General features: G+C 75.5%; 13 protein-coding genes. 4 read left to right on the top strand and 9 right to left on the bottom strand.

Annotated features, from left to right (window positions below; translation table 11 throughout):
* Positions 1-36: 36 nt before the first annotated feature.
* The 7 genes from murD to rsmH form a co-directional block, all read right to left on the bottom strand.
* Entirely contained in the window at positions 37-1,503 is a 1,467-nt protein-coding gene (gene murD / locus K7I03_RS24685) for a UDP-N-acetylmuramoyl-L-alanine--D-glutamate ligase (RefSeq protein WP_185943609.1), read from the bottom strand.
* Positions 1,485-2,549, bottom strand: coding sequence for a phospho-N-acetylmuramoyl-pentapeptide-transferase (mraY, locus tag K7I03_RS24680; RefSeq protein ID WP_004952655.1), 1,065 nt, complete (start codon positions 2,547-2,549; stop codon positions 1,485-1,487). The genes murD and mraY overlap by 19 nt, the downstream gene beginning before the upstream one ends.
* Positions 2,546-3,970: a UDP-N-acetylmuramoyl-tripeptide--D-alanyl-D-alanine ligase gene (locus tag K7I03_RS24675; protein WP_185943608.1), complete on the bottom strand. Its 1,425-nt coding sequence runs from the start codon at positions 3,968-3,970 to the stop codon at positions 2,546-2,548. The genes mraY and K7I03_RS24675 overlap by 4 nt, the downstream gene beginning before the upstream one ends.
* Positions 3,971-4,035: 65 nt before the next feature.
* A complete protein-coding gene (locus K7I03_RS24670; protein WP_185943800.1) occupies positions 4,036-5,760 on the bottom strand; it encodes a UDP-N-acetylmuramoyl-L-alanyl-D-glutamate--2,6-diaminopimelate ligase in 1,725 nt (574 codons plus the stop codon).
* 37 nt (positions 5,761-5,797) lie between these two features.
* Complete coding sequence (locus K7I03_RS24665; RefSeq protein WP_185943607.1) at positions 5,798-7,702, bottom strand: peptidoglycan D,D-transpeptidase FtsI family protein; 1,905 nt, start codon at positions 7,700-7,702, stop codon at positions 5,798-5,800.
* Between the two features lie 4 nt (positions 7,703-7,706).
* Positions 7,707-8,273, bottom strand: coding sequence for an FtsB family cell division protein (locus K7I03_RS24660; protein ID WP_185943606.1), 567 nt, complete (start codon positions 8,271-8,273; stop codon positions 7,707-7,709).
* Entirely contained in the window at positions 8,270-9,238 is a 969-nt protein-coding gene (gene rsmH, locus K7I03_RS24655; protein WP_185943605.1) for a 16S rRNA (cytosine(1402)-N(4))-methyltransferase RsmH, read from the bottom strand. The genes K7I03_RS24660 and rsmH overlap by 4 nt, the downstream gene beginning before the upstream one ends.
* A gap of 427 nt (positions 9,239-9,665) precedes the next feature.
* On the opposite strand from rsmH, the gene K7I03_RS24650 reads away from it, so the two are divergent.
* The 4 genes from K7I03_RS24650 to K7I03_RS24635 all read left to right on the top strand — a co-directional run bounded on the left by K7I03_RS24650 (position 9,666) and on the right by K7I03_RS24635 (position 15,643).
* Positions 9,666-10,217: a beta-class carbonic anhydrase gene (locus K7I03_RS24650; RefSeq protein ID WP_185943604.1), complete on the top strand. Its 552-nt coding sequence runs from the start codon at positions 9,666-9,668 to the stop codon at positions 10,215-10,217.
* A gap of 176 nt (positions 10,218-10,393) precedes the next feature.
* Entirely contained in the window at positions 10,394-11,398 is a 1,005-nt protein-coding gene (locus K7I03_RS24645; protein ID WP_185943603.1) for an AAA family ATPase, read from the top strand.
* Complete coding sequence (locus K7I03_RS24640) at positions 11,395-12,777, top strand: DUF58 domain-containing protein (protein WP_185943602.1); 1,383 nt, start codon at positions 11,395-11,397, stop codon at positions 12,775-12,777. The genes K7I03_RS24645 and K7I03_RS24640 overlap by 4 nt, the downstream gene beginning before the upstream one ends.
* A 505-nt stretch (positions 12,778-13,282) precedes the next feature.
* Positions 13,283-15,643: a transglutaminase family protein gene (locus K7I03_RS24635; RefSeq protein WP_185943601.1), complete on the top strand. Its 2,361-nt coding sequence runs from the start codon at positions 13,283-13,285 to the stop codon at positions 15,641-15,643.
* Between the two features lie 201 nt (positions 15,644-15,844).
* Here K7I03_RS24635 and K7I03_RS24630 read toward each other — a convergent pair whose 3' ends face one another.
* Positions 15,845-16,249 carry a DUF3040 domain-containing protein gene (locus K7I03_RS24630; protein ID WP_185945207.1) on the bottom strand — a complete coding sequence of 135 codons (405 nt, stop codon included), beginning with the start codon at positions 16,247-16,249 and terminating at the stop codon, positions 15,845-15,847.
* A gap of 245 nt (positions 16,250-16,494) precedes the next feature.
* Positions 16,495-17,265: a methyltransferase domain-containing protein gene (locus tag K7I03_RS24625; RefSeq protein ID WP_185945208.1), complete on the bottom strand. Its 771-nt coding sequence runs from the start codon at positions 17,263-17,265 to the stop codon at positions 16,495-16,497.
* Between the last annotated feature and the right edge of the window lie 138 nt (positions 17,266-17,403).

Genomic DNA, 17,403 nt, shown 5'->3' with positions numbered 1-17,403 from the left:
CCGGGCCGCCCGGCCCGCGGCGCGGGGCCGTGGCGGCTAGTTGTCCGTGGCGCGGCCGTCGGCGGGCTCCCCGGGCCCGGCCTCGTCGGCCAGTTCCCGGACCGCCGCCGCGAACGCCTCGCCCCGCTCGCCGTAGTGGGTGAACATGTCCATCGACGCGCAGGCCGGGGCCAGCAGGACCGTATCGCCGGGGGCGGCGAGCCGGGCCGCCTCCCGGACGGCCTCGGCCATCGCCCCAGTGTCGGTCCGGTCGAGGTCCACCACCGGGACATCCGGGGCGTGTCGTGCCAGCGCCTCCTTGATCAGGGCCCGGTCGGCCCCGAGCAGGACGGCGCCGCGCAGCCGCCCGGCGGCGCCGGTGACCAGGTCGTCGAAGGTCGCGCCCTTGGCGAGGCCGCCCGCGATCCACACCACGGACTCGTAGGCGGCCAGGGAAGCCTCGGCGGCGTGGGTGTTGGTGGCCTTGGAGTCGTCCACGTACGCCACCCCGGCCACGTCGGCGACGTGGGCGATGCGGTGGGCGTCCGGCCGGAAGGCGCGCAGGCCGTCGCGGACGGCCTTGGGCTCCACGCCGAAGGCGCGCGCCAGGGCGGCGGCGGCCAGGGCGTTGGCGATGTTGTGCGGCGCCGGCGGGTGGATGTCGGAGACCTCGGCGAGCTCCTGGGCGTTGCGCTGCCGGTCGGCGACGAACGCCCGGTCGACGAGGATGCCGTCGACCACGCCGAGTTCGGAGAGGCCGGGGGCGCCGAGGGTGAAGCCGATGGCGCGGCAGCCCTCCTCGACGTCGGCGTCGCGGACCAGCTGCTCGGTGCGCGGGTCGGCGGTGTTGTAGACGCAGGCGATCCGGTTGCCCTCGTAGACCCGGCCCTTGTCGGCGGCGTACGCCTTCATCGAGCCGTGCCAGTCGAGGTGGTCCGGGGCCAGGTTGAGGACGGCCGCGGAATGGGCGCGCAGCGAGGGCGCCCAGTGCAGCTGGTAGCTGGAGAGTTCGACGGCCAGGACGTCGTAGGGCTCCTGCGAGAGCACCACGTCGACGATGGGGGTGCCGATGTTGCCGACGGCGGCGGTGCGCAGGCCGGCGGCCTCCAGGATGGAGGCGAGCATCCGCACGGTCGTCGTCTTGCCGTTGGTGCCGGTGACGGCGAGCCACGGGGGCGCGCCCTCGCCGCGCAGCCGCCAGGCGATCTCGACGTCGCCGACGACATCGACGCCGGCCTCGGCGGCGGCGGTGAACAGCGGGCTGTCCGGGCGCCAGCCGGGCGAGGTGACGACGAGGTCGGTGCCCTCGGGGAGGGTGTCGGCGTCGTTCAGGCGGACGGTGACGTCGGCGCCGAGGCCGGCCGCGCGCTCGCGCAGGGCCGGGCCGTCGCCGCCGTCGACGACGGTGACCCGGGCGCCGAGGCCGGCCAGGGCGCGGGCGGCGCTGACGCCGCTCACGCCGAGGCCGGCGACGGTGATGTGCTTGCCGTGGAATTCCGAGGTGGTCACTTGATGGCCAGCCATCCCGCGTAGAAGATTCCGAGGCCGACGGCCACGCACAGGCCCTGGATGATCCAGAAGCGGACCACCACCAGGACTTCGCTCCACCCCTTGAGTTCGAAGTGGTGCTGGAGCGGGGCCATCCGGAAGACGCGCTTCCCGGTGAGGCGGAACGAGCCGACCTGGATCACCACGGACATGGTGATGAGGACGAACAGACCGCCGAGGACCGCGATGAGGAGCTCGGTGCGGGAGCAGATGGCCAGTCCCGCGAGCGCGCCGCCGAGGGCGAGCGAGCCGGTATCGCCCATGAAGATCTTGGCGGGCGAGGTGTTCCACCAGAGGAAGCCGAAGCACGAGCCCATCAGGGCGGAGGCCACGACGGCCAAGTCGAGGGGGTCTCTGACCTCGTAACAGGCGGCGCCCGCGGTCAGCGGGTTGCCGCAGGACTGGCCGTGCTGCCAGGTGCCGATGAACACGTACGCGCCGAAGACCATCACCGAGGCGCCGGTGGCGAGGCCGTCGAGGCCGTCGGTGAGGTTCACGCCGTTCGACATCGCGAGGATCATGAACAGCGCCCAGACCACGAAGATCACCGGGCCCAGCGCCCAGCCGAAGTCCTGGGTGAACGACAGCCGGGTCGAGGCCGGGGTCTGGCCGCGGGTGTCCGCGAACTGCAGGGCCAGCACCGCGAAGGCGATGCCGACGATCAGCTGGCCGGCCATCTTGGCCTTGGCCCGCAGACCGAGGCTGCGCTGCTTGACGATCTTGATGTAGTCGTCGAGGAAGCCGACCAGGCCCATGCCCGCGGTCAGGAACAGCACCAGCAGACCGGAGGTGGTCGGCTTGCTGCTGGTCGCCACCTTGGTGACGGCGTACGCGACCAGGGTCGCCAGGATGAAGGCGATGCCACCCATGGTGGGCGTGCCCTTCTTCCCGGCGTGGCCGCGCGGGCCGTCGTCCCGGATGAACTGGCCGTAGCCCTTGCGGGCGAGGAACTTGATCAGCAGCGGGGTGCCGATCAGCGTCAGGAAGAGTCCGACGACTCCCGCGACAAGGATCTGGTTCATCGACCGGTGACCTCGCCCTCACCCGCGAGCAGCTGTTCCGCGACCCGCTCCAGCCCGACCGAGCGGGACCCCTTCACCAGGACGACGTCCCCCGGACGCAGCTCGCTGCGCAGCAGGTCGACCGCCGCCCGCACGTCGGACACGTGCACCGACTCCTCACCCCACGAACCCTCGTTGTAGGCGCCCATGCACAGCCAGGCCGCTTCCCTGTCCCCGACTGCCACGAGCTTGCTGACGTTGAGCCGGACGGCCAGCCGTCCGACCGCGTCGTGCTCGGCGAGCGACTCCTCGCCGAGCTCCGCCATTTGGCCGAGCACCGCCCACGTGCGGCCCCCCCGCGCCCTGGCGGTCTCGCCCATGGCGGCCAGCGCGCGGAGCGCGGCCTTCATGGACTCGGGGTTCGCGTTGTAGGCGTCGTTGACGATCGTCACGCCGTCCGCGCGCTCGGTGACCTCCATCCGCCAGCGGGAGAGCTGGCCCGCCTCGGAGAGCGCGGAGGCGATCTCCTGCACGGGCATGCCCAGCTCGTGGGCGACGGCGGCGGCGGCGAGCGCGTTCGACACGTGGTGCTCACCGTACAGCCGCATGGTCACCTCGGCGCACCCGGTGGGGGTGTGCAGCGTGAAGGCGGGCCGGCCGTCCGGGGTGAGGCGGACGTCCGCCGCCCGTACGTCGGCGTCGGCGGCCTCGCCGAACAGCACCGTACGGGCCTTGGTGCGCGCGGTCATGGCGCGGACCAGCGGGTCGTCGGCGTTGAGCACGGCGACGCCGCCCTCGGCCGCCGCCGGCAGCGCCTCGACCAGCTCGCCCTTGGCCAGCGCGATCCGCTCCCGGCCGCCGAACTCGCCGATGTGCGCGGTGCCGACGTTGAGCACGAGGCCGATGCGCGGCGGGGTGAGCTCGGCGAGGTAGCGGATGTGGCCGACGCCGCGGGCGCCCATCTCCAGGACGAGGTGGCGGGTCTCCTCGGTGGCGCGCAGGGCGGTCACCGGGAGGCCGATCTCGTTGTTGAGGTTGCCGGCCGGGCACACCGTCGGTCCCAGGCGGCCCAGCAGCTGCCCGATCAGGTCCTTGGTGCTGGTCTTCCCGGCGGAGCCGGTCAGTCCGACCACGGTGGCGCCCAGGCGCTCCACGACGGCGCGGGCCAGGGCCCCGAGGGCTGCGACGACGTCCGGGACGACGATGGCGGGTACGCCGACGGGCCGGGTGGCCAGTACGGCGACCGCCCCCGCCTCGATGGCGCGTCCGGCGTAGTCGTGGCCGTCGACGTGCTCCCCGGCGAAGGCCGCGAACAGGCCGCCGGGGACGACCTCACGGGAGTCGTAGACGACCGGGCCGGTAGCCAGGGCGTCCGGGTCCGGTATGTCGTGCTGCCGCCCGCCGACGAGGGCGGTGATCTCGGCGAGGGACAGGGGGATCACCGGGGGTCACCTCCAGCCGTTCGGTCGGGCTTCCGGGGGGAGGTTTGTGCGCGCATGGCGGTCTGTCATCCCTGGTCGTTCCGGTGCTTGGTGACCGCGTGGGTACCGGCGCCGCGCTCGATGGCCTCGCGCAGCACCTGGCGGTCGTCGAAGGGGCGTACCACTCCGGCGATGTCCTGGCCCTGCTCGTGGCCCTTGCCCAGGACGAGGACGGTGTCTCCGGGCTCGGCGCGGGCGACGGCGGCGGCGATGGCGGCGGCGCGGTCCTCCAGGAGGAGGACGGCGCCGCGCTCGGCGGCGGGCACCTCGGCGGCGCCCGCGAGCATGGTGGCGAGGATCGCGAGGGGATCCTCGGAGCGGGGGTTGTCGGAGGTCAGGACGGCGGTGTCGGCGAGCCGGGCCAGCGCGGCGCCCATAGGAGCGCGCTTGGTGGTGTCCCGGTCGCCGCCGCAGCCGAGGACGGCGTGGATGCGGCCGGGGGTGACCTTGCGCAGGGCGCGGAGAACCGATTCGACGGCGTCCGTCTTGTGGGCGTAGTCGACGACGGCGAGGTAGCCCTGCCCGGCGTCGACACGCTCCAGCCGGCCGGGGACGCCGGCGACGGCGGCGACGCCGTCCGCGGCGGTCCGCGGGTCGGCGCCGGCGGCGACCAGCGCCACGACGGCGGCGAGCGCGTTGGCGACGTTGAACGGGCCGGCGAGCGGCGAACGGCCGGGGACGGAGACGCCGTCGGGGCCCTCGATGGTGAACGTGGAGTCGAACAGGCCGCTCTCGACGTCCACCGCGCGCCAGTCGGCGTCCGGGCTGCCCGCGGCGGAGAAGGTGACGACGGGGACCTCGGACTCGCCCCCGGCGAGCCGGCGGCCGTACGCGTCGTCGACGTTGACCACGCCGATCCGGCTGCGCTCCTTGGTGAAGAGCTCGGCTTTGGCCCGGAAGTAGTCCTCCATGTCGGAGTGGAACTCCATGTGCTCCGGGCTGAGGTTGTTGAAGACGGCGACGTCGAAGACGCAGCCGTCGACCCGGCCGAGCACCAGCGCGTGGCTGGAGACCTCCATGGCCACCGAGTGGACGCCCTTCTCGCGCATCACGGCGAACAGGGCCTGGAGGTCGGTGGCCTCGGGGGTGGTGCGCTCGGACTTCACGCGCTCGTCGCCGATGCGGGACTCGACGGTGCCGATCAGGCCGGTGAGGGCCGCCGGGCGGTCGCCGGTGGCGCGGGAGCGCTCCCAGGCGCGCAGGCCGCCCTCGATGAGGTAGGCGGTGGTGGTCTTGCCGGAGGTGCCCGTGATGCCGATGCGCAGCAGGTCCCGGCCGGGCTCGCCGTAGACGGCGGCCGCGAGGGCGCCCATCCGGCCGCGCGGGTCGTCGACGACCAGGACCGGCAGGCCGGTGGCGGCGGCGCGCTCGGCGCCCGCCGGGTCGGTCAGCACGGCCGCGGCGCCGAGCTTCGCCGCCTGCTCGCTGAAGGCGGCGCCGTGGAACCGGGCGCCGGGCAGGGCCGCGTAGAGGTCGCCGGGGCGGACGGCACGGGAGTCGTGCGTGATGCCGGTGACCGCGGCTCCCGCGCCCTCGGGGGCGCGGACGCCCAGCTGACCGGCGAGCTCGGTGAGCGGCACCGGCCGGACCCGGGTGGGGCGGGGCGCTCCCGGAGCGGTGGGTTCCGGGGTGGTGGCTGGGGACTGATCAGCGTGGGGCACGGCGGTGAGCGTACCGGGCGCACCCGGCCCGTCGCGAAGCGAGGGGCGCGCCGGGCCGCGGTTCCCCGGTTCCGACGTGCCGTGCGTCACAGTCGGCACGCCCCGGTGGCGCGGCGCGGCGGCACGGTCAGTACTCCACGGGCAGCCGGGGCGGCCCGCTGCCGGAGGGCGGCACCTGGAGCGTCTTCAGCGCGAAGGACATGACCTGTTGGAACACCGGTCCGCAGATCTGGCCGCCGAAGTAGCTGCCCCGGGTGGGGTTCTGGATGGCGCAGTAGACGGTGACGCGGGGCTGGTCGGCGGGGGCGAAGCCGGCGAAGGAGGCGGTGTAGCCGTGGTAGCGGCCGGTGCGCGGATCCACCCGGTTGGACGTGCCGGTCTTGCCGGCCACCCGGTAGCCGGGGATCTTCGCCTTGGTCCCGGTGCCGTCCCGGTCGTCGACGACCGACTCCAGCATCTCCGACAGCTGCTTGGCGGTCTTCTCGCTGACCACCCGGGTGCGGGGCGGGGCGGGCGCGGGGAGGTAGCGCCCGTCGGGGCCCTTGGTGCCGCGCACCAGTGTCGGCCGGACGCGTTCGCCGCCGCCGGCGATCGTCGAGTAGACGGAGGCGGCCTGGACGGCGTTGAGGGACAGGCCCTGGCCGAACGGGACGGTGTAGCGCTGGGAGGCGCTCCACTCCCGCGCCGGGGCCAGGATGCCCGGCGTCTCGCCCGGGAAGCCCAGGCCGGTGGGCTGCCCGAGGCCGAACTTGCGCAGGTACGAGTAGAGGACCGCGCCCGACTCCTCGGGGGTCTTGCCGAGCTGCTCGCTGGCCAGGATGGTGCCGATGTTGCTGGACTTGGCGAGCACCCCGTTGAGGGTGAGGTGCCAGGTGGCGTGGTCGATGTCGTCGGCGAACGCCCGGTCGGCGCGCGGCAGCCGGTTGGGGACCTCCACCCGGGTGCCGGGGGTGGCGACGCCCTCCTCCAGCACGGCCGCCATCGTCATCACCTTGTTGACGCTGCCGGGCTCGTAGGCGTCCTGGAGCGCGGCGTTGCCCAGCGCGGCGCGGTCGGCGTGGGCGAGGTCGTTGGGGTTGTAGCCGGGGGCGTTGGCCATGGCCAGGATCTCGCCGCTGCGGGAGTCCTGGACGACGACGTAGCCGCGGTCGGCGGCGGACGCGCGGACCTGGGCGGCGATGGCACTCTGGGCGGCCCACTGGATGTCCCGGTCGATGGTCAGCTCGACGTCCGAGCCGGGGACGGCGGCCTGCTCCTTGAGGTCGCCGGTGGGCACCTGCCGGCCGCCGGACTGGGCGTAGACCCGCTTGCCGTCCTTGCCCGCGAGCGCGGTGTTGAGCTGGGCCTCCAGCCCGCCGCCGCCCTTGCCGTCGGCGTTGACGAAGCCCAGTATCCCGGCGGCGAGGTCGCCGTTGGGGTACACGCGCTTGCTGTGCGCCTCGCGGTTGACGCCGGTGAGCAGGTTCAGGGCGCCGTGCGTGCCGCGGACGCGGGCGGCCTTGCCCTGCTTGAGCTCCCGGATGCGGTCCCAGACCTGGGGCGGCTGCTGCCGGGCCAGGACCACGTACTTGGAGGCCGGGTTGGCGGTGAGCTTCTCCTCTACCTCGTCGACGGGCCCGCCCAGGACCGGGGCCAGCAGCTCGGCGGCCTTGTGGGCGGCGTTCTTGAGGCCGGTGCGCTCGGGGGTGAGCAGGTCGGGGGCGGCGGTGATGTCGTAGGCGTCGACGGTGGTGGCCAGGTCCACGCCGTTGCGGTCGGTGATGGCACCGCGCTCGGCGGCCAGGGTGACGGGGATGTAGCGGTTGACGTTGGCGCGGGCGGCGTAGGCGTCGGCGTCGACGGCCTGCACCTGGAGCAGCCGCACGGTGAACACCAGCAGCACCAGGGTGAGGCCGAGGCCGATCAGCCGGAGCCGGGGCCGCGGATTGCCCAGGCGGAGCGGGCGGGCGCCGACGCGGGGGCGCGCCGGGCGGGCCGCGGGGCGGGCGGGCCCGGGAACCGGGCGGCGGGGCTGCTGCCTGGGCGCCGTCACGACGTCACCTGCCTGGAAGTCCGGGGAGGGAGGGTGCTGAGGGTGCTGAGGGTGCCGCAGGTGCCGGCGAGGGCGCCGGTTCGGCCGCCGGAGGCCCCGGGGCCGGCACGGGGGACGGTACGGGCGCGGGTACCGGCGCGGGCGCCGGCGGCCGGTACGCGGCCGGGTCCGGCCCGCCGTCGCCGGGGGCCGCGCCCGCCTCGGGCGCGGGGGCGGGCACGCCGCTGACCGTCCCGTCGGGGTTGAGGAAGGCGGGGCTGCCGCCGGGGACCATGCCCAGCTCCCGGGCCCGGCGCTCCAGCGCGTCGGGGGCGGCGAGCTGGTCGACCTCCTGCTGGAGGGCCTGCTGCCGGTCGGTCAGCTCGGTGGTCTTCCGCTGGAGCCTGCTGAGCTCGAACGAGCCCTGGTTGAGCGCCGAGTTGAGCAGCAGCAGGCCGATCAGCCCGGAGCCGAGCAGCACCACGACCAGCAGCACGAAGGGGGTGCGCCGCGCGCCGCCGGTCCCGACCGGCAGCAGTCGGCCGAGCCGGCTTCCGCCGGCGGTGCCCCGGGTGCGCGCGGTGGCCGTCATGGCGCGTCCGTCACGTCCTCGCGGACGCGCTCCGCTCCGCGCAGCCGGGCGGGGGCGGCCCGCCGGTTCTCGGCGACCTCCTCCTCGGTGGGCAGTTCGGCGCCGCGGGTGAGCAGCTTCAGCCGCGGCTGGTAGCGCTCGGGGACCACCGGCAGGCCGGGGGGCGCGGTGGTGGCGGCGCCCGCCGCGAAGACCTGCTTGACGATGCGGTCCTCCAGCGACTGGTAGGACAGCACCGCGATCCGGCCGCCCACCGCGAGCGCCTTGACCGCGGCCGGAATGGCCCGTTCGACGCTGGCCAGTTCGCCGTTGACCTCGATGCGCAGCGCCTGGAAGGTGCGCTTCGCGGGATTGCCGCCGGTGCGCTTGGCGGCCTGCGGCAGCGCGTCGCGGATCAGCTCGACCAGCCGGGCGCTGCGCGTGAAGGGCTCCTTCTCGCGCTCCCGGACGACCGCCTCGACGATCCGCCGGGCCTGCTTCTCCTCGCCGTACGCCCGCAGGATGCGGACGAGTTCGCCGGGCGGGTAGGTGTTGAGGACCTCGGCGGCGCTGATGCCCTTCGTCTGGTCCATGCGCATGTCGAGCGGCGCGTCCTGCGCGTAGGCGAAGCCGCGGTCGGCCTCGTCGAGCTGCATGGACGAGACGCCGAGGTCGAACAGGACGCCCTGGACGCGCGGGATGCCCAGCCGCTCCAGCACCTCGGGGAGCTCGTGGTAGACGGCCTGGACGAGGGTGGCGCGGTCGCCGAAGGGGGCCAGCCGGCCGCCGGCCAGGGCGAGGGCGGTGGGGTCGCGGTCGAGGGCGACGAGCCGGGCCTCCGGGAAGGCGGTGAGCAGCGCCTCGCTGTGCCCCCCGGCGCCCAGCGTGCAGTCGACGACGACGGCACCGGGCTCCGTGAGAGCGGGGGCGAGCATGTCCAGGCAGCGCTGGAGCATGACGGGGACGTGACGCGCGTTGCTGCTCATGCGCCCTTCTGGGAGTGCGGTACGGCGCGGGGCGCACGCACCGCCGGGTCCCCGCCCGCTCGAAGGGGAGGCGCCGCCCGGCCCGGCGCCGGCGGGCGGCGCGGGACGGCCGGGGAGCGGGAAGGGGCCGAGGGGTACGGACACCTCGCGCACGTGGCGGGTTTCCGGATTTCCTGGTACGGCTGGGTCGCTGGGTTCCGGCGGTTCGGGGGGAGCGGCTCGCCTCCCACTTCGCGCCACTTTAGTCCACTCGTCCCCCCGGTCAATCAACCGGCCAGCGCGCCGGAGGACGGGCCGCGGCGGCGGGCTCACCCGGTCGGCCGCACGCCCCTCCGGGCTGTGGCTTGCCTCACAGATGGCCACGTTGACGGCGTTTGCCCGCCTCTTCGGGGGGCCGACGGGCCGGTAGCCGACTACCTTCGTGCACATGTCGATATCCGCGTCTCCGCCCCCCAGCACCTCCGGCGCCGACGGCGGCCACTCCACGGTCACGGACCGTCTCGTGGCGGCCAACGCGCGCTACGCCGCCGAGTTCACCGATCCGGGCATGGACGCCCGGCCGGTCCTCAAGGTCGCGGTCGTCGCCTGCATGGACGCCCGCATCGACCTGCACGCCGCGCTCGGCCTGGAGCTCGGCGACTGCCACACCATCCGCAACGCCGGCGGTGTCGTCACCGACGACATCATCCGGTCCCTGACCATCAGCCAGCGCGCGCTGGGTACCCGTTCGGTGGTCCTCATCCACCACACGGGCTGCGGCCTGCTGAACCTGACGGAGGATTTCCGGCACGAGATCGAGGAGGAGGTCGGACAGCGGCCGCCGTGGGCGGTGGAGGCGTTCCGCGATCTGGACCAGGACGTCCGGCAGTCCATGCAGCGGGTGCGCACCTCCCCGTTCCTGCCGCACAAGGACGACGTCCGCGGGTTCGTCTTCGACGTGACCACCGGGCTGCTGCGGGAGATCGACCCGCGGCCCTGAACCGCACCGGAGGACCCGCCCGCGCTGCCGTCGTGCCGCGCGGGCGGTGAGAATGCGTAAGGAACCGCCGTCCCGCCCGCCTCGCGCGGACGGGACGCCGGCGGGGTTGGGGAGGGGCCGTTCCCGGTGGGGGGACGGAATCCCGTGAACGTGTGGACGGGCCGAGGAGGGCCGGGGTGACGACCTTTGACGAACGAGCGGGCCTGAGCGATCTGACGAGTACGGCGGAGCGGGTGCGCGCCTCCGTCGAGGCCGTGATCGAGGGCAAGCCGGAGGTCGTCAGGACCGCGCTGACCGTGCTGCTGGCCGAGGGCCACCTGCTGATCGAGGACGTGCCGGGGGTGGGCAAGACCATGCTCGCCAAGGCGCTGGCCCGCTCGATCGACTGCTCGGTGCGGCGCATCCAGTTCACGCCGGACCTGCTGCCGTCCGACATCACCGGCGTCAGCGTCTTCGACCAGGAGCGGCGGGAGTTCGAGTTCAGACCCGGGGCCATCTTCGCGCAGATCGTCATCGGCGACGAGATCAACCGCGCCTCCCCGAAGACCCAGTCCGCGCTGCTGGAGTCGATGGAGGAGCGCCAGGTAACGGCCGACGGCGTGACCCACGAACTGCCCAGCCCCTTCATGGTGGTGGCCACCCAGAACCCGGTCGAGATGGAGGGCACCTACCCGCTGCCGGAGGCGCAGCGCGACCGGTTCATGGCCCGGGTCTCCATGGGCTACCCCAGCCCGGAGGCCGAACTGCGGATGCTGGACCTGCACGGCGGCACCTCCCCGCTGGACGACCTCCAGCCGGCCGCGCACGCCCACGACATCGTCAAGCTGGTCGAGGCCGTCCGGGCCGTGCACGTCGCCGAGTCGGTGCGGCGGTACGCGGTCGACCTGGTCAACGGCACCCGGCACCACCCCGAGCTGCGGCTCGGCGCGTCGCCGCGCGGCACCCTGCACCTGCTGCGCGCCGCCAAGGCCACGGCGGCGCTGGCCGGCCGCGACTACACGCTGCCCGACGACGTCCGGGCGGTGGCCGTCGCGGTGCTGGCGCACCGGCTGCTGCCGACCGCGCAGGCGCAGCTGAGCCGGCGCACCCCGGAGCAGATCGTCCTGGACATCCTGCGGCTCACCCCCGTCCCCGTCCCGGAGCAGGCCGCGCCGCGGCCCCCGGAGGCGCGACGGCCGTGACGGACCACCCGTACCCCCCGGGCGAACCGGCCGCCGACGGCGACGGCGGACTGCGGGCGGCGTTCGGGGGGCTGACCACGCGCGGCCGGTCCTTCCTGGCCGCCGGGGCCGCCGCCGTCGTCTGCTCCTACGTCCTGGGCCAGGAGGGGCTGCTGCGGGTGGGGCTGCTGCTGGCCGTCCTGCCGGTGGTGTGCGTCCTGGTGCTGCACCGCACCCGGCACCGGATCACCGGCGACCGTACGCTCTCCCCCGCCCGGGTGACCGCCGGGCAGGAGGCACAGGTGCGGCTGCGCGTCGCCAACGTCGCCCGCGTCCCCACCGGCGTGCTGCTGGTCGAGGACCAGGTGCCCTGGGTGCTCGGCCCGCACCCGCGGTTCACCCTGGACCGGATGCGGCCGGGCGGCCACCGCGAGGTGGCCTACCGGGTCCGGGCCGACCTGCGCGGCCGCTACCCGCTGGGGCCGCTGCGGCTGCGGCTGACCGACCCGTTCGGCATGTGCGAGGTCAGCCGTGGCTTCGGCACCCACGCGATGCTCACGGCCGTCCCCTACTGCGAGCCGCTGCCGCCGCTGCGGATGTCCGGCGACGCGGCCGGGCGCGGCGACGGCAGCCTGCGCACCCTCGCCCTCGCCGGCGACGACGACATCATTCCGCGCGCCTACCGGCACGGCGACGACGTACGCCGGATCCACTGGCGGGCCACCGCCAGGACCGGCGAGCTCATGGTCCGCCGGGAGGAGCAGCAGCGGCGGGCCCAGGCCACCGTGCTGCTCGACACCCGGGGCGTCGCCTTCGCCGGGGCCGGGCCGGGCGCGCCCTTCGAACGGGCGGTGGCGGCGGCCGCGTCCGTCGCCGTCCACCTGCTCCAACTCGGCTTCACCGTACGGCTGCTGACCGACACCGGCGCCTGGCTCTCCGGCCCCGACGGCGTCGGCGGACGGGCCGGCGGGGCCCTCGACCCGGCGGACGCGGCCGGGACACTGCTGGACGCGCTCGCGGTCGTCGACCACTCCGAGGCCGTCGGGCTGTCCGCCGCCCAGGAGGCGCTGCGCGGCGACACCGGGGGGCTGCTCGTGGCGTTCCTCGGCGGGCTGAGCCCGCAGGAGGCCGCGCGCGTCGCCGGCCTGCGGCGGCGCGGCACCACGGCGCTCGCGTTCCTCCTCGACCCGGTCGCCTGGCCGGGCGCCCCCCTGGGCCACCCGAACGCCTTTGTCCCGCTCCACACCCTCCACGCCGCCGGCTGGACGGCCCTCGCCATGACCCCGCACCTCCCGTTCCCCGCCCTGTGGCAGCTCGCGGGGACACCGGCGGGGCGGGGCGTGCCCGCGCCGGGGCCCACGGGCGCTCCCGGGTACGGGGGGCCGGGAGGATGGGCGTGAACGGGGCGTGGGACACGGCGGCCCCCGGGGCCGCCCGGCGCGGCGCGGGGCACGACGCGGATAGGACGGGTTCGGCGCCCGCGCCTTGCCGGTGCGGGGCACGGCCTGCATCCGGCACGGCGGACGGCACGCGATACGCGATCGGCCGCCCCGGACGACCCGGGGTGCGGCGCGGCACAGGCCGCCGTACGGGCGGGGTGCCCGCGCCGTGCCGGTGCGCGGCGCGGGCACTGCCCGGCACGGCGGACGACACTCGCGGACGCACCCGGGCGCGGCGTGACGCGGGACACCGCGCGGACGGGACGGGCCCCGCGCCCGTCCCCCGCCGGTGCGCGGTACGGCCGGTGCGCGGCACGGCGGACGGCGCTCGCGGGCGGGCCGGGGCGGCGCGGGGCCGGCCGGGGACGGAGCGGGAACGGGCGGGGACGGCCGGGGCCGGAGGGCACGGGCCGTACGGGTCGTATGGGTCATACGTTACGTACGGGCGGGAACGGGGAGGACGGGTATGAGTGGCGGTATACGGGCCGCTCTGTGCGCCGTGGTGGCCACGGTCGGGGCCGCCTGCGCGATGGTGCCACTGGTGGACGGCGCCGGCTGGCTCGTCCAGGCGGCGGCGCTGCTCGCCGTGCAGGCCGCGGCCGGAGTGGTGGTCCGGCGGTTCGTGGCGGCCCGGCCGCTCGCGACCGTCGCGGAGGCGCTCACCGGGCTGCTGCTGCTCACCCTGGTCTTCGCCCGCGGTCACGCCGTCGCCGGGCTGCTGCCGGGCCCGGAGGCGTTCGCGGAGTTCTCCCGGCTGCTGAACCAGGGCGCGGACGACATCGGGCGGTACGCGATACCGGCGCCCGCGTCGCCGGGCATCCGGTTGATGCTGGTCGGCGGCGTGCTGGTGATCGGCCTGGTCGTGGACCTGCTGGCGGTCGCCTACCGGAGCGCGGCGACCGCCGGGCTGCCGCTGCTGGCGCTGTACTCCGTCGGGGCCGGGCTGGCCCAGGGCGGCGGGGACTGGCTGTGGTTCCTGGCGGGCGCGGGCGGCTATCTGCTGCTGCTCCTCGCGGAGAGCCGGGAGCGCCTGGCCCGCCGGGGGTTCGCCGGCCAGGCCGGAGCCCCGGAACCCGCGTCGGGAGGCCCGGTCGGGGGCGCGCTCGCGGGTGCGTTCGGGAGCGCGTTCGCCCCCGGCCGCACCGGCCGCCGGATCGGCGTGCTCGCGCTGGGGGTGGCCGTGGCCGTCCCGGCGGTGCTGCCCGCGATCGGCGGCGGCCTGCTGACGCCGCGCGGCCGGGACTCCGGGCAGGAGCGCGAGGGCGGCACGATCTCCGCGGTCAACCCGCTGGTCTCGCTGCGGGACAGCCTCAACCAGCGGGAGAACCGCGAGCTCCTGCGCTACCGCACCTCGTCCGAAGCGCCGCAGGACCTGTATCTGCGGATCGTCGCGCTCGACCGGTTCGACGGCGCCACCTGGCGCACCTCGGAACGGCGCGTCACCGACGTCCCGGACCGGCTGCCCACGCCCCAGGGCCTCTCCCCCGACGTGCGCACGGTCCGGGTGAACACCTCGGTCGTGGCCGCCGACGGCTACGGGCAGGACTACCTGCCGCTGCCCTACCCGGCGGACTCGGTACGCGTCAGCGGCCAGTGGCGGTACGAGCCGGAGGGCCGGACCCTGGTCGGCGACCACGGGCAGACCACCCGCGGGCTGCGCTACCAGGTGTCGACCCTGGCCCCCCAGCCGACGGCCGAGCAGCTCGCCAACGCGCCCCGGCCGCCCGAGGCGCTGCACCGCGAGTACACCAAGGTGCCGTCGACACTCCCCGCCGTGGTCGCGGAGCGGGCCCGGCAGGTCACCGAGGGCGCGCGCAGCGACTACGAGCGGGCGGTACGGCTCCAGGAGTGGTTCGCGGTCGGCGGCGGGTTCACCTACGACACCGACGTGCGGACGGGCGGCGACGACGAGGCCGTCGCCCGTTTCCTGGAGGAGAAGCGGGGCTTCTGCGTCCACTTCTCCTTCTCGATGGCGGCGATGGCACGGACGCTGGGCATCCCGGCGCGGGTCGCGGTCGGCTTCACCGCGGGCGACCGCCAGGAGGACGGCTCCATGTCCGTCGGCTCCAAGGACGCCCACGCCTGGCCGGAGCTGTACTTCGAAGGTGCGGGCTGGACCCGCTTCGAGCCGACGCCCAGCCGCGGCAGCCGCCCGGTGTACACCGTCGAACAGCCCGCCCCCGGGGCCTCGCCGGGCGCCCCCGTCCCCACCCCGGGCTCCTCCGCCGCGCCCCGGCCGGCACCGACGGCGGGCGCGGACTGCCGCTCCGGGCGGCCGTCGCACGGGGAGTGCCCCGACCCGTCGGGGAAGCGCTCCCCGGCGCTCTCCGCCGATCCGCCGGACTCGGACTCCGGCATCCCGGTCCTCCCGGTGGCCGCCGCGGGCGCCCTGCTGGTGGTCCTCCTGCTGGCCGCTCCCCCGCTGCTGCGCACCCGCATCCGGGCCCGGCGGCTCGGCGGCCCCGAGCCGCGGACCCCGGAGGAGGCGGCGGGCCGCACGCTGGCCGCCTGGCGGGAGCTGCTGGATACGGCCTGGGACTACGGGATCCCGCCCGACGCGGCGCGGACGCCGCGGGGGGCGGTGGAGCGTCTCGTGCGGGAGGGCTCGCTGGAGGGTGACGCCGCTGCCGCGGCGGGGCGGGTGGCCGATGCGGTGGAAGTGGCGTCGTACTCGCCTCGGCCCGCGCTTTCCGGGGCGCCGGCCGGTGACGTGGCCCTTGTCCGGGCCGGGCTCCGGGCTGCGGCCGGGCGGGCCGCCCGGCTGCGGGCGTTCTTCGCGCCGGCGTCGCTGGGACGGTCCCTGCGGGGGCTTCGCCTGCGGCGGTAGGTGCCCCGGTCCCTCCCCCAGAGGGGGGACCCCCATTTCACCGTTTCTTGCGGGGGCAAGCCCCCGCACCCCCGAAACCGCGCTCCGCGCGGTTGTCCTCAAACGCCGGACGGGCTGATTTCAGCCCGTCCGGCGTTTGAGGACAAGGGGGTCTGGGGGCTTGCCCCCAGGAAACGGCGAAAGGGTGGGACCGGGGCGACCTCAACGCCCTTGCTCGTCGCGGCGCCGCTGCCACCGCTGTTCGATCCGGTCCATCATCGAGCGGCGCTGCCGCATCTGCCGGCGTGCGGCGAGGCCGCCGCTCAGGGGTCCCGCGCCGGGCGCGGACCCGGGACGTGGCGCCTTGCGCCACCCCGTCACCACCAGCACCGCACACCCCAGCATGACGAGGAACCCCACCACGCTGATCCAGATCCACTGGGCGACCATTCCGGCCATGAGGAGCGCGATGCCCACCAGGAAGCCCGCGATCGCCTGGTAGACCCGTCGCCGGGTGTACGTGCGCAGGCCGCTGCCTTCGAGCGCTGTGGCGAACTTGGGATCTTCGGCGTACAGCGCTCGCTCCATCTGCTCGAGCATGCGCTGCTCGTGCTCCGAGAGCGGCACGGAGTCCTCCTACTCGTCGGTCGCGGGGGGCGACCGGGGTGCGACCCTTTCAGGATAGGCAGGGAATCGCCCCCGTGAAACCCGCCCCTCTGCGCCAATTCGCCCACCGGACCCGGTGTGGCGGTCGGTGTTGTGGTGAAGACGTCGGGACGTTCATTCCCTGCCCGCCGACCCGTCATGCCGGACCGTGTCTACCGATCATACGGGGCGAACGGGCTGATCGGGCGGGCCCGTGCGGCCCCGGTTCAGACCCGTTCGGCCAGGACGTGGAGCTGGGTGGCCACCGCGTGGAAGGCGGGGAGCGCCGCCGCCTCGGCCTCCAGCCGGGCCAGGGCGTCCCGGGCACCGGGCTGGGCGTCCACGAGAACGCCGGGGACGAGGTCGGCGAAGACGCGGACGCCGTGCACGGCGGTGACGTCCAGGCCGGCGCCGGTGACCAGGTCCGAGAGCTGGTCGGCGGTGAAGCGGCGCGGCACCGGGTCGCCGGCGCCCCAGTGCCCGGCAGGGTCGGTGAGGGCCTGCCGGGCCTCGGTGAAGTGGCCGGCGAGGGCGCGGGCGAGGACCGCGCCGCCGAGGCCGGCGGCGAGCAGGCTGAGCACGCCGGAGGGGCGCAGGGCGGCGGCGACGGCCCGCAGGCCTTCGGCGGGGTCGTCCACGTACTCCAGGACGCCGTGGCAGAGGACGGCGTCGTACGCGCCGCGGCCGACCACGTCGAACAGGCCCTGGGTATCGCCCTGGACGCCGCGCACCCGGTCGGCGACGCCGGCCTCGGCGGCCCGGCGCTCCAGCGCGAACAGCGCGTTGGGGCTGGGGTCGACGACGGTGACCCGGTGGCCGAGGCGGGCCACCTCGACGGCGAACTGGCCGCTGCCGCCGCCCGCGTCGAGGACCTCAAGACCCCCATCAGCCTCGGCCCGCCGGTCGAGGGCGTCCCGCAGGACCTCCCAGACCACGGCGGTACGCAGGGACGCGCGGGGACGCGATGGGGTCTCCCCACCCAGGGAAGGCTCGGACACGGCGGGTGGCTCCTCGGCGCGGGTGGCGGCACCGCCGGTACGGCGGTGGCGGATGACGGTCGTCGGCGCCCCCACCTTAATGGGCCGGGTCCCGGCCGCCCGCACTCCGCTCCTCCGCGGGCCGCGGCGGGCCCGGTC

The organism is Streptomyces mobaraensis, from assembly GCF_020099395.1.
Taxonomy (GTDB): Bacteria; Actinomycetota; Actinomycetes; order Streptomycetales; family Streptomycetaceae; genus Streptomyces.
The sequence above is the reverse complement of the archived record's forward strand: the minus strand, read 5'-3'. Positions and strand labels throughout refer to the sequence as shown.

What these genes read in the sequence shown, in the direction of transcription:
- murD (WP_185943609.1), bottom strand. Translation starts at nt 1,503, where the DNA reads ATGGCTGGCCATCAAGTGACCACCTCGGAATTCCACGGCAAGCACATC.
- K7I03_RS24650 (WP_185943604.1), top strand. Translation starts at nt 9,666, where the DNA reads ATGTCGATATCCGCGTCTCCGCCCCCCAGCACCTCCGGCGCCGACGGC.
- K7I03_RS24660 (WP_185943606.1), bottom strand. Translation starts at nt 8,273, where the DNA reads ATGACGGCCACCGCGCGCACCCGGGGCACCGCCGGCGGAAGCCGGCTC.
- mraY (WP_004952655.1), bottom strand. Translation starts at nt 2,549, where the DNA reads ATGAACCAGATCCTTGTCGCGGGAGTCGTCGGACTCTTCCTGACGCTG.
- K7I03_RS24635 (WP_185943601.1), top strand. Translation starts at nt 13,283, where the DNA reads ATGAGTGGCGGTATACGGGCCGCTCTGTGCGCCGTGGTGGCCACGGTC.
- rsmH (WP_185943605.1), bottom strand. Translation starts at nt 9,238, where the DNA reads ATGAGCAGCAACGCGCGTCACGTCCCCGTCATGCTCCAGCGCTGCCTG.